Origin of the sequence: Anabaena sp. CCY 9402-a (genome assembly GCF_963920945.1) — a bacterium.
Classification (GTDB): domain Bacteria; phylum Cyanobacteriota; class Cyanobacteriia; order Cyanobacteriales; family Nostocaceae; genus Trichormus; species Trichormus minutissimus.
On sequence record NZ_CAWUDL010000121.1, the window covers coordinates 1 to 10775 of the forward strand.

General features: G+C 40.8%; 14 protein-coding genes and 1 tRNA gene. 9 read left to right on the forward strand and 6 right to left on the reverse strand.

Annotated features, from left to right (window positions below; all coding sequences use genetic code 11):
• Nucleotides 1-328 precede the first annotated feature (328 nt).
• Nucleotides 329-1441, forward strand: a complete 1113-nt coding sequence (locus ACM0OR_RS26550; RefSeq protein ID WP_414579420.1) for a ferrochelatase — start codon at nucleotides 329-331, stop codon at nucleotides 1439-1441.
• 142 nt (nucleotides 1442-1583) lie between these two features.
• On the opposite strand, the gene ACM0OR_RS26555 is transcribed toward ACM0OR_RS26550, so the two are convergent.
• Both ACM0OR_RS26555 and ACM0OR_RS26560 read right to left on the reverse strand, forming a co-directional pair.
• Nucleotides 1584-2153, reverse strand: a complete 570-nt coding sequence (locus tag ACM0OR_RS26555; RefSeq protein WP_414579421.1) for an alpha/beta hydrolase — start codon at nucleotides 2151-2153, stop codon at nucleotides 1584-1586.
• 352 nt (nucleotides 2154-2505) lie between these two features.
• On the reverse strand, nucleotides 2506-3963 hold the full coding sequence (locus tag ACM0OR_RS26560) for an MFS transporter (protein ID WP_414579422.1): 1458 nt from the start codon (nucleotides 3961-3963) through the stop codon (nucleotides 2506-2508).
• Nucleotides 3964-4054: 91 nt separating this feature from the next.
• Between ACM0OR_RS26560 and ACM0OR_RS26565 the strand changes: the two genes are divergently transcribed.
• Nucleotides 4055-4564: a phosphoribosyltransferase gene (locus ACM0OR_RS26565; protein ID WP_414579423.1), complete on the forward strand. Its 510-nt coding sequence runs from the start codon at nucleotides 4055-4057 to the stop codon at nucleotides 4562-4564.
• Nucleotides 4565-4651: 87 nt separating this feature from the next.
• Here the strand turns inward: ACM0OR_RS26565 and ACM0OR_RS26570 are convergent, their stop codons facing one another.
• Nucleotides 4652-5578: an AEC family transporter gene (locus ACM0OR_RS26570; RefSeq protein WP_414579424.1), complete on the reverse strand. Its 927-nt coding sequence runs from the start codon at nucleotides 5576-5578 to the stop codon at nucleotides 4652-4654.
• Between the two features lie 101 nt (nucleotides 5579-5679).
• On the opposite strand from ACM0OR_RS26570, the gene ACM0OR_RS26575 reads away from it, so the two are divergent.
• Nucleotides 5680-6486 carry a D-alanyl-D-alanine carboxypeptidase family protein gene (locus ACM0OR_RS26575; protein WP_414579425.1) on the forward strand — a complete coding sequence of 269 codons (807 nt, stop codon included), beginning with the start codon at nucleotides 5680-5682 and terminating at the stop codon, nucleotides 6484-6486.
• A gap of 60 nt (nucleotides 6487-6546) precedes the next feature.
• On the opposite strand, the gene ACM0OR_RS26580 is transcribed toward ACM0OR_RS26575, so the two are convergent.
• Nucleotides 6547-6619, reverse strand: a tRNA-Thr gene (locus ACM0OR_RS26580).
• Nucleotides 6620-6660: 41 nt separating this feature from the next.
• Between ACM0OR_RS26580 and ACM0OR_RS26585 the strand changes: the two genes are divergently transcribed.
• Complete coding sequence (locus ACM0OR_RS26585; RefSeq protein WP_414579426.1) at nucleotides 6661-7746, forward strand: tyrosine-type recombinase/integrase; 1086 nt, start codon at nucleotides 6661-6663, stop codon at nucleotides 7744-7746.
• On the opposite strand, the gene ACM0OR_RS26590 is transcribed toward ACM0OR_RS26585, so the two are convergent.
• The gene (locus ACM0OR_RS26590) at nucleotides 7729-7989 is read right to left on the reverse strand and encodes a helix-turn-helix transcriptional regulator (protein WP_414579427.1); all 261 of its coding nucleotides are present in this window, start codon (nucleotides 7987-7989) and stop codon (nucleotides 7729-7731) included. The genes ACM0OR_RS26585 and ACM0OR_RS26590 overlap by 18 nt on opposite strands.
• 6 nt (nucleotides 7990-7995) lie before the next feature.
• Between ACM0OR_RS26590 and ACM0OR_RS26595 the strand changes: the two genes are divergently transcribed.
• Entirely contained in the window at nucleotides 7996-8610 is a 615-nt protein-coding gene (locus tag ACM0OR_RS26595) for a hypothetical protein (protein WP_414579428.1), read from the forward strand.
• A gap of 29 nt (nucleotides 8611-8639) precedes the next feature.
• Here ACM0OR_RS26595 and ACM0OR_RS26600 read toward each other — a convergent pair whose 3' ends face one another.
• On the reverse strand, nucleotides 8640-8855 hold the full coding sequence (locus ACM0OR_RS26600; protein ID WP_414579429.1) for a hypothetical protein: 216 nt from the start codon (nucleotides 8853-8855) through the stop codon (nucleotides 8640-8642).
• Between the two features lie 251 nt (nucleotides 8856-9106).
• Here ACM0OR_RS26600 and ACM0OR_RS26605 point away from each other — a divergent pair, with 251 nt between their 5' ends.
• From ACM0OR_RS26605 to ACM0OR_RS26620, 4 genes are all read left to right on the forward strand, one after another.
• Entirely contained in the window at nucleotides 9107-9538 is a 432-nt protein-coding gene (locus tag ACM0OR_RS26605; RefSeq protein ID WP_414579430.1) for a hypothetical protein, read from the forward strand.
• Complete coding sequence (locus ACM0OR_RS26610; RefSeq protein WP_414579431.1) at nucleotides 9501-9860, forward strand: hypothetical protein; 360 nt, start codon at nucleotides 9501-9503, stop codon at nucleotides 9858-9860. The genes ACM0OR_RS26605 and ACM0OR_RS26610 overlap by 38 nt, the downstream gene beginning before the upstream one ends.
• A 61-nt stretch (nucleotides 9861-9921) precedes the next feature.
• Nucleotides 9922-10368, forward strand: a complete 447-nt coding sequence (locus ACM0OR_RS26615; protein WP_414579432.1) for a hypothetical protein — start codon at nucleotides 9922-9924, stop codon at nucleotides 10366-10368.
• Nucleotides 10355-10747, forward strand: a complete 393-nt coding sequence (locus tag ACM0OR_RS26620) for a hypothetical protein (protein WP_414579433.1) — start codon at nucleotides 10355-10357, stop codon at nucleotides 10745-10747. The genes ACM0OR_RS26615 and ACM0OR_RS26620 overlap by 14 nt, the downstream gene beginning before the upstream one ends.
• The last annotated feature ends 28 nt before the right edge of the window (nucleotides 10748-10775 follow it).

The window sequence follows — 10775 nt, forward strand, 5'->3', positions numbered from 1 at the left end:
TCACCTGTCACCTGTCATGTCACCTGTCACCTGTCATGTCACCTGTCACCTGTCATGTCACCTGTCACCTGTCACCTGCCACCTGTCACCTGTCACCTGCCACCTGTCACCTATCATCTGTCACCTTCTCCCCAGTGTCCATTCTTTAACCCTCTTTAACACTCGGTATCAAGTAATAACACTAGTATGTCTTTTGATGTATTATTATCAATTTTGTGGTTATCCCATCCCCCTGGATGGGATAATAGTTTATTAATTAGAGTGAACTCCAGCTTTGTCATAGCTGCTGATTTGGCTCTGAATTCTGGTTTATATTGAGGAACTCATTGTGGTTGCCACGCCGGAAAAATTACAAAACACCCAGGAACATTTATCAACTCACGACCGAGTAGCAGTGTTGCTGATGGGGTATGGTGAAGTCGAAAGCTACGAAGATTTCGCCAACTACAACGAACAAGCTTTAAATCTACTTACAGCAAAATTTGCACCTGTACCAACCTGGATTTATCCACCTTTAGCAAAATTATTGGCATTATTTGACCGCCACGAGTGGGGACACCAACACCACGATTTTATCTCTCCCCACAATGCCATCTTTGAAAAGCAACGCGCTGGTCTTGAACAAGAATTACAAGCTCAATGGGGTAATAGCATCCAAGTTTTCAAAGCTTTTAATTTTTGCGCTCCGTTTTTACCACAACAAGTTCTCGCAGAAATTAAAGACCAAGGTTTCGATAAAATCCTAATTTACCCGCTACTGGTGGTTGATTCTATCTTCACTAGTGGAATTGCGATCGAGCAAGTTAATAAAGCTCTAGCTGGTATGACTGATGGTGACAACCATTGGGTCAAAGGACTGCGTTATATTCCGTCTTTTTATAATGAGCCGAAATATATTCATTTGATGGCGCATCTGGTTGAAGAGAAAATTAACGCTGATTTAGCAGCAACCTATTTACCTTCTCAAATCGGTATTGTATTGATGAATCATGGGTGTCCTCATAAAGCCAAAGGATTCACCTCCGGTATTACCGAAAGTCAAGCATTGTATGATTTGGTGCGGGATGAGTTAATCAATCGCTATCCTTTAATTTCGGTAGGTTGGCTGAATCACGACACACCATTAATTGAATGGACACAACCAAATGCAACACAAGCAGCCAATAACTTGATTCAATTGGGTGCAAAAGCAATAATCTTTATGCCTATTGGTTTTGCCACAGAAAACCACGAAACTTTATTGGATGTACACCACATCATTCATGCTTTAGAGAAAAAGTATCCCGATGTGGATTATGTACAAATGTCTTGTGTTAACGACCATCCAGAGTTTTTGGCAATGGTTGCACAATGGGCAAGTAGTCATATTGCTGAGTTACAAAATCAGCAGGCAGTCACTGTAAATCCACAGGTAACTACTAATCATCATCACCATCACTAAATCGGATGGTAAAAAGTTTAAAAATTACCACAAAGATGAAAGGGTTGTAGGGTTTAAAGTGTAGGGTATGGGGAAAACAGTCTTGGACTACGCCCCATACCCTTCAACTTTTTAAGCAAATCGTATTGGGTTGTGTCTCTGCTTAACTTTTAACCGTAAATCCGAAGATTTTCGCCAAGTCGTTAAGTCGTTGATAAACAGGGATAATCTTTTCTCCTTGCACTTCGACAGTAGCCTCTGGATAATTACGAATAGCTCCAAGTAGAGTAACTTCACCATCTTGCTGAATAGATGCAGTTACAGCACTTCGGAGTGCTTTTTGGTCTAGTGGTTTTGAGGGAGGATGAAGTACTTCCCCAATTTGAGAAACCAAAATTGGGCCTGTCCAACTAGAAAGCAAACTATTTAAAAGAGCAGGATTAGCTTTAATTCCGTCTTGGAGTGCTTTACGAGCTAAATCTGGGTCTTGTTTAGATGCCTGGAAATAAGCTAAGAGGGCTGGTGTAGTTTCACCTGCAACTGCAAATTGATTTAATTCTTGAACAGAGATGGGAGTTTGAAAATTGCCATATTTTAAAATAACCTGTTCAGCAGCATAAGCATGAGTATTTGAAAGAAAAACCCCAATGCTCATTCCTAAAGCTGCTGTTTGAGCAAATAATTGCTTGAACGGATATTTGCAAAATTGCTGCAAAGGTGAAAAAATCTGCATCTTGTTAACCTTCCTAGTAGATAAAGCGGACACAAGCGTAAAACTATCAAGTGCGATTAGGGGCAATACATTTACTAGGTTATCTAAATAAATTAAAGTTTTTCAGAAGTTATTTTGCTTTGGAAAAAAAGCAAATATTCCTTTGTATGGACTTTACCCAATCGGTTGTCTATTAGAGTGGTTTGGTTATAGGTTATCCTGTGCGCACCACTCTTACTTTGTAAAGGAAAATACAACGGTCAACCGAGATATCTTTGCTCAGTACATTGTGGAGTAAGTGCTAGAATCTACCCGAAATTCGGAACTAGGGTTAGGCTACACTTTAACCTACCCTACTGTTACGGCAATTTTTCTATGGGTTATCTCGCTGCTGTTGGCGTGCTTGGAGTTTGAGCATAATCTCTGCGTGCATCTCACGGGTGATGGGGTAGAAATAGGTTAAGACTAAGCCCAAAATTAAACAGATGGTGGGTAAAGGGCCAACGGCAATGCGAATAGCTAGTAAGGCTGATTCAGGCTGTATGGGTGGTGGACTTTGACCGGCTACAGTTTCTTGAAAACCGGATGCTTGCAAGGCATTACCTACTAAAAATAGTCCAAAAGCTAAACCAAATTTTTGCAACAACACCATAAAGCCATAAAAAATCCCTTCCCGGCGTTGTCCAGTTTGGAGTTCATCTAATTCAATCACATCGGGAATCATCGACCAGGGAACTAAGTAAGCTGTGGATACGCCAACACCCGCCATGATAGCCATGACATACATCAGAACTATTTGACCAGGTTGTAAGAAAAAGAGTCCGGCGGCGGCAATTATCCATAAACTCATACCGAGGAAATAAACTAGTTTTTTACCAACTCTTTTACTCACAGCCGCCCAGACAAATAACATTAATAGGGCTGTTCCTTGAACTGCAATCATGACTGTCGGGACATCTGCGGTTTTGAGGGACATACAGTAGATGACAAAGAAGGGAATAATACTGGCGGTGATTTGTACGCCTAGCCAAGAAAATAGATAGATACCGATAACGAAGAGAAAAGGTCGGTTAGTGAAAACAATTTTGAGTTGTGCAAAAAAGGGTATAGATTCAGATTCTTCGACTTGAATACGTTGAGCTTCAAAAGCTAAGACGCGATCGCGCACTCCAAAAATACACCAATATAAAGATATAACGGAAATTACAGTACAAATTGCTGCTAAAACTATATATTGTTGTTGCTCATTGACTATCTGGGAAAACACTACCTGCGCTAACAACAATGACAGAATACTACCACCAATAGAAAAGGCAAAGCGAAAACTATTCAGGCTGGTACGTTCGTCATAATCTTGGGTGAGTTCTGGGGTGAGAGCGGTGTAAGGCAAATTCACCACAGTATAAAAAACTTGAGAAACTACCCCAATTCCTACGTAATACCAAAATAACGCCCAAACATTAATACTTTGGTTGCTATTAAATTGCGGTACAATCCACTGCAAGAAAAAGAAGATGCCGAAAGGAATTGCACCATAAAACATCCAAGGTAAACGACGACCCCAACGCCTTGATTGGGTCTTATCTGTTAGCACTCCCACAAAAGGATCGTTGACTGCATCCCAGATTTTACCAATCAACAAGACACTACCAGCTAAACCTGCTGGAATCCCCGCTACATTGGTAAAGAAAATCAAGAGAAAAAATATGGAGATGTTGGCGGTAATTGCGGGGCCTAAATCTCCCGCACCATAAGCCAGCTTGGTTTTTAAATCTAGTTTTTCACTAAGTTTATTCTTTTGGGGATAGTCATCAGCCGCAGAATCGTTCATAATGTTTTGCGCTCATACTAAAATAAGAAATTTGCGATCGCTTCGCCGTAGGCATCGTCTTTAGTATCATCACCTATAAAATACTTACCTTATGCCAGACCTTTACGTTTCTTGGTCAGAATATCACTATAAAATTGAGCAACTGGCGGCTCAGATTTATCACTCCGGTTGGGAATTTAATCAGATTGTTTGTCTAGCCAGAGGCGGACTGCGAGTTGGTGATATTCTTTCCCGTATATACCAACAGCCTTTGGCAATTTTAGCAACATCATCTTACAGTGGCCCTGGTAAACAAGAAAGAAGTAGTCTAAGCTTTGCTCGTCATTTAACGATGACCACTGAAACATTAGGCTCGCGTATTTTGGTTGTTGATGACTTAGTAGATTCTGGCATCACACTTAAGGAAACTATTCCTTGGCTGGATGAAAATATTGACTCCCCAATTGAAGAGATTCGCACCGCCGTGATTTGGTATAAAGCTTGTTCTGTCGTTGTACCCAATTATTACATTGATTATTTGCCCGATAATCCTTGGATTCGTCAACCTTTTGAACATTATGAACAGATAAGTCCGGCGGAAATGGCGGCTAAGGTGGGATGAGGGGGCATTAATCTCTCTGTGTTCTCTGTGCCTTTGTGGTGTCAGAGCTTTTTAACCACAGAGGCACAGAGGCATGGAGATTTCTAGCTAGAATAACCACAACCACATTGGCAGGGTGAATAGTAAGAGAATAGATCCTAGTGCTAAAGTTGTGACTGCGAGATTACGATCTAAATTAAAGGTTTCGGCAATTACCAGGGAAGCGAAGGCTGGAGGCATAGCCATTTGTAGGATAATTACCTTGGCGGCTGGCCCGGTTAATCCCAAAAAGGGCAAAGTACAGCCCAAAATGAAGGGAACGAGCAGCATTTTAATGAGTAAGCTGATTCCTACCTGTGGTAAGTTGACCCAAGTGTTAAGCTTTGCCAACCGCATCCCAATTAATACTAAAGATAAAGCTACTGTAGTCCAAGCTAATTTATCTAAGCTGAATGCTACCTCATCAGGAATTGCTATTTGACGGAATAATAAGCCAAAGCCAAAACTCCAGATGGCGGGGTTAATCAAAATAGCTTTAGCTACTTGAGTAATGTGTCCTTGATTGTGTTCATTGTCACCAAAACGCGCACCTAAAGCTACACCCAAGCCATACGCACCAGGAAAAGACCCTAGTAAATCGTAAAATAACGCCCAAGCAAAGTATTCTTGACCGATCATTGCTAAGGTGATGGGGAAACCCAGATATCCGGTGTTACCAATCATCGCTGCTAACAACAAACTACCTTGAGTAGACTTTTGGGGGATGGTTTCGCTGAAGTAAGTTTGTACTTTTATGCCTAGCCATGCTAAAAATGCTCCTAGTAGAATAGCAAGGTAAGCGATCGCTGGAGCAATCCAAATCGGCCCTGATAAGTCAGCTTGGCGTAAGAAAGCAACAATACTGATAGGTACTCCCACCCAAAACAAGAATTGAGCTAAACGAGTCGGGACTGTACTAGGTAGTTTCCGTCCCAGCATAAATCCTATGAGGACTAATCCCACAAGTTTGACGTATAGTTCTAGGAGATTTATCAATGTTGTGTCTGGGGATATAGATGTAAAATGCTACCCAATCAGTTTATTTCTATTTAGTTTAAAATCTGTTATGAATTGTGAACAAAAACAGGAGTTGACCTTTGAATAAAGCTGGATATTCTGGAAAACCAAAAAACTCATTAGGTGAACCTATTGACGATATTCCAGCAGCTTTACGCGATACTCCTGATGTCACGCGTAAGACAAAGTTGCAACCCATAGTTTTGTTGCTGGGGGGAGTAACAATATTTGTACTGCTGGCTATAATTAGCGGCTTTTTGTTTTCGCTCACCACACCGAAGAAAACTGTCGAATCTCAGCCTTCACCCGTTAGTTCTGTTCCTATACCAACTCCTACTAACTCTCCCAATAATATTGATAGTGTATTGGGACATTTGGCATATCCAGAAGCACCAGTGTCAGAATTAGTCCCAATTACCGCCGATGGCCGAATCAGAATGCGGAAAAACGCCGCCGCTAGATATCAGGCGATGGTACAAGCGGCCAGGAGTGCAGGGGTAATTTTAGTCCCTATTTCTGGCTTTCGTGCTGTAAAAGAACAGGAGCAGTTATTTTTTACTATTGGCGCACAACGCAATCAAACCCCAGCGCAAAGAGCAGCTCTCAGTGCGCCACCAGGACATAGTGAACACCATACTGGTTACGCTGTGGATATTGGGGACGGAGCAGCACCAGCGACAAATCTGCAAGTTACCTTTGAAAATACCAGAGCTTTTCAATGGCTCAAAGCCAATGCTGCTCGCTTTGGCTTTGAACTGTCCTTTGGACAAGATAATCAACAAGGGGTAAGTTATGAACCTTGGCACTGGCGTTTTGTAGGCGATCGCGATAGCCTAGAAACGTTCTATAAAGCCAGAAATATCAAACCAGCTAAAATAGCTCAATGAAAAGTGCTGAGTGTATAAAAAATTAACCAACTTCTCAGAGAAGTTGGTTAATTTTTTAAAAAGCCCGTGACGAGGATTGAACTCGTGACCTCACCCTTACCAAGGGTGTGCTCTACCACTGAGCCACACGGCTTTACACTGCCCTAAGCCTATTTCTAAGTCAGGAATAGGACAATGCACCAAATAGAACCAATAAATAATAACGGTAGTATTCAGCTTAGATTTACCTATGCTGGGAAGCGGTATAGCTTCAACCCGATACCTGGGGGTCAATACAATAATAAAAGGGATATAAGCACAGCTAAGTCTATTGCAACCCAGATACAAAACGACATACTAGCCAAGAACTTTGACCCTTCATTAAACCGTTATCGAATTACTCCTAAGTCCCTGCCCCAGCAATCAGCACCTAAGTCATTACTAGAGTTATGGGATTGCTGGGTTAGTAGTTTAAATCTATCGACAGCCACCAGGGAGCATCACTATAAAACTATTAGACATCAAATAGCTAAAGCAAACCCAGACTTGGTTGATACGACCTGGCTAACTCAAGCCAAGCTCGCCGCTTCAACACATAACCAACGCCTGGGTTACATGAAAGCTTGTTTTAAGTGGGCTATGACAAAGGGAATAGTTAGTAGCAACCCATATGAAAGCATTAAGACGCATAAAGTAAAGCAGAAGGTAGTTAAGCCTTTTACAGCAAGAGAAATAAAACTTATCATCCAAGGCTTTGAGGAATTAGCACCACACTACAGCGCATTTGTCAAGTTCTTGCTGGCAACAGGTGTTCGTACATCAGAGGCTATTGGGCTGCGATGGAGTCATTTAGATTTTGACAGAGGCTTAATAAACATACAAGAAAGCCTGTCAAGAGACTGGGAAGGTAATGGGTATAGAAGAGTGAGAAAAGAAACAAAGACTGGCAGCGAGCGCCAGCTAAAAATGAATGATGGGTTACGTGAGTTGCTGCTTAGTTTACCGAGAAAAGAAAGAGACTCTCTGGTTTTTACAACCGTCAAAGGCAAGGTAATAGATGATGGTAACTTCAGAGAAAGATATTGGGTTAAGGTGCTAACTAGTGTAGGAGTAGATTATAGGAAACCCTACACAACTAGACATACAATGATTAGCCATGCTATTGAGCAAGGCACTCCTGTTACTGGGGTAGCTTATCTAGCTGGTCACAGAGACACAAGGATGGTTTTAGAGACTTATGGCCATATGATCAATAAACCAGAGCTACCAGATATATTCTGACTTTGGTTTTCGACCCACTATTATTAAACCTGCCTCCTCTAGATTTATAAACTTAGCCATTGCATACAGTCCATCCCCTTTTGGAACTTCTAACTTATAGTAAACATTTGATATATGGTTCTCTAGTGTGCGCCGGCTTATATATAACTTCCTGCACACATCATCTCTACATATTCCGTTCCTAATCATGTTTAGGACTTGGTACTCTCTTTTAGTTAGTCTAATAATATAAGTTATGTCCATATTGTTATGCCTCCGAGAAGACCCAAGTCACATCAAGTTTTTATAGGTGTTCGCTGGTGTTATGAATTTAATTATTGGGAAGCTCATGCAGATGATAAGTCTTTAGGCTTCTTTGAGTTAGAACATGAAGCGGCTATTTATTATGATCAGTACGCTCGTAAAAATAATCTACCTACTAACTTTAATTATAAGGTATCCCCTGTACTGAAGCCCCTTATGAAGCGTCCTGTGAATAATCCCAGGAGTGAATTCATTGGTGTATCTTGGAATAGCGGAGCTTGGCAATCTTGCTATGTAAAACCAAATAAAAAATGTATATATATTGGTGTCTTTGATTCTGAATGGGATGCTGCAATAGCACGAGATAAAGAAGCTATTAAATATGAAGGCTATCACCCTGCTAGGATGAATACAGATTATGGTACTGCCACACTCAATAACCCTAAACCTCGCACTCGTCCTAAACCAAAGTATGGTAAATATATTTCCGCACTCAAAGGTGGTAAGTATTTTCAAGTGTGTGTCCGCAGAATATATTTAGGAATCTTTTCTACATTAGAAGATGCTATAGCTGCCAGGAACGAGTACTGTAAGACTCACTATATAAATATAAATGAATAAAAAGAAAGCCCCTAGCTAGGGGCTTTTCTTTATATATCTTCTTCGTCTAGTTCATCAAAGACAAAAGCCACTTTACTGTTGTTTAGAGAATCTATGATAGCTGGTCCATATGTTCTTAGTACGTAACGCAGTACAGCACTTGCTCCTCTATTAGAATCACTAATATTAAAACCTGCTGCATCCCCTATATCTTCCAGAGTTTTAAAATCCTTCCGTCCTATTGTTAATCTTACTATCTTAGACATAATGTACCTCTCTGTTAGCTAAATAAATTCTTAAAGCACTACGCATAACCTTGTCCACGTCTACACCTTTTTCAACAGCTACTCTGTTCAATTCATTAAGTAGCTCTGGCGGGGCATCTAAACTAATCTTTTTCATATCTAATTACATCGGTTACTTGTAAGTATCCTATCCAAAGTCAAAGCCAAAGCCAAATTTGTTCATAGACTAAAAACTTCGTAGCATAGATATAGATCATTTATTTAAACCCTATATGATTCGACTAACTTACGAGCAGATAGAGGTTCTTTTTAAAGAGCATTTAAATGGTACACCTGTCTATAAACTGGCTAAGAAAGTTGGTGTGAGTGATCGGACATTGGGTCGTAAGTTTAAGAAGTTCTTTAACTACACCCAACATAAAAATAACTATCTAACATCATCTATTCAACATTATCTAAAAAGCCCAGCCTTCTCTAAACACAGAGAAGAGATACAGCAGTGGTATGAGCAACACCAGCATCTCATTATCAGAGATGGTCAGACAACCAATCGCCCTGCATATGATGACTTCTATCTCGAACAGAAGCTTCTTGTTGAGAATCGCAGAATGATTTCCGCCAGCCTTTTATCAAAACAAGATTTATATGCCAGCCGCCATGACACTGATGAAGAACTCTTATATCAATTATCGAGACTTAGCTGAGTGCCTGCGAGATTACTTCAACGGCACATTAGACAATCTACCAATTCTAGATAGACTTGTACGCTCGCCAAGGGAGTTACATCCAAGTAATAGTTTGTGGGGTCAGTTACTTTCTGAGGATATCTACACAGCCCTGCAAACTATCTCACCACTTTATATGTGTTGCATTGTGCAGGAGTTTACTCCCTCCGCTACCTATGAAGAATACATCACTCACATATATAATCACTCTTCCACTTCCCTCCCGTTATGGGAGTGGCAATCACAACAACTAGCTAATGCCCTTCCAGCCTTAGCTGAGGTAATTAGAAAATCAATATAATGTCAATTTCTATTCTGTTAGGGGTCGATTCTTACCTCCGTATACTTCGACCCTTATTTTTATGGACAGAAATCGACCTCTAACTTTACATGAGTATGATTTTATAGCGCTTCATCGAACGCTAAATCCTTCTATTACCCGCGCTCAGCTAACAGATTTAGTACAAGTGCAGTTTGGCATCACAATGACTCGCAAGCAGCTAACTACTGCACTGGAAAAATCTATACCTATTATTAAAAAGTTTAAAGCTGATGACTCCCTGTGCATTAAAGTTGCCAAGGAAGTAGGAATAATTAAATTAGGACATAAAGTATTACGCATCCAAGTTCTTGAGAAGATTGTTGATACTGCATTGCAGAATGGGCATGAACAAGCCTCCGTTGCAGCTATCAAATTGATTAAAGAAGAACTTGGGGCAGAGGATAATACCCAAGATATTAAAGTCTTTATCGGTACTACTACACCACCCCAGCAGGAGGAAGATGAAGACGAAGATGACGAGCTTTAGACTGGATTTGCATCCAGCCCAAGCTACTGTCTTCAACGACCCTAACCCCTATGTGTTGTTGGTTAGTGGTAGACGCTGGGGTAAGAGTAGATTGATGCTGACAAGGGCAATCGAGCGCTCGCTTACATTTAAAGGTGAGTATGACCCTGCCTCACCTCCTGTTGTGTTGATCACGATGCCCACTCTAAAACAGGCAAAGCAGATTCACTGGAAACCCCTAGTGAACATCCTGGCTAATGCCCCTTTTGTAGAGAGTATCAATAGGTCAGAGAATCGCATCATCATGGCTGGAAACCGCCCTGATATTATTGTTAGGGGATGTAATGACGATAATGGTGACTCACTACGGGGGTTAGGGAAAACGCATCTTATTTACTAATAAAAATTAAGAGAGATTTCAAAATGAC

Bases quoted from the DNA above. Each gene is read 5' to 3' on its own strand.
- ACM0OR_RS26560 (WP_414579422.1), bottom strand. From the start codon at position 3,963: ATGAACGATTCTGCGGCTGATGACTATCCCCAAAAGAATAAACTTAGT.
- ACM0OR_RS26600 (WP_414579429.1), bottom strand. From the start codon at position 8,855: ATGTCTAAGATAGTAAGATTAACAATAGGACGGAAGGATTTTAAAACT.
- ACM0OR_RS26590 (WP_414579427.1), bottom strand. From the start codon at position 7,989: ATGGACATAACTTATATTATTAGACTAACTAAAAGAGAGTACCAAGTC.
- ACM0OR_RS26620 (WP_414579433.1), top strand. From the start codon at position 10,355: ATGACGAGCTTTAGACTGGATTTGCATCCAGCCCAAGCTACTGTCTTC.
- ACM0OR_RS26610 (WP_414579431.1), top strand. From the start codon at position 9,501: ATGAAGAACTCTTATATCAATTATCGAGACTTAGCTGAGTGCCTGCGA.
- ACM0OR_RS26605 (WP_414579430.1), top strand. From the start codon at position 9,107: ATGATTCGACTAACTTACGAGCAGATAGAGGTTCTTTTTAAAGAGCAT.
- ACM0OR_RS26565 (WP_414579423.1), top strand. From the start codon at position 4,055: ATGCCAGACCTTTACGTTTCTTGGTCAGAATATCACTATAAAATTGAG.
- ACM0OR_RS26595 (WP_414579428.1), top strand. From the start codon at position 7,996: ATGCCTCCGAGAAGACCCAAGTCACATCAAGTTTTTATAGGTGTTCGC.
- ACM0OR_RS26555 (WP_414579421.1), bottom strand. From the start codon at position 2,153: ATGCAGATTTTTTCACCTTTGCAGCAATTTTGCAAATATCCGTTCAAG.
- ACM0OR_RS26615 (WP_414579432.1), top strand. From the start codon at position 9,922: ATGGACAGAAATCGACCTCTAACTTTACATGAGTATGATTTTATAGCG.
- ACM0OR_RS26585 (WP_414579426.1), top strand. From the start codon at position 6,661: ATGCACCAAATAGAACCAATAAATAATAACGGTAGTATTCAGCTTAGA.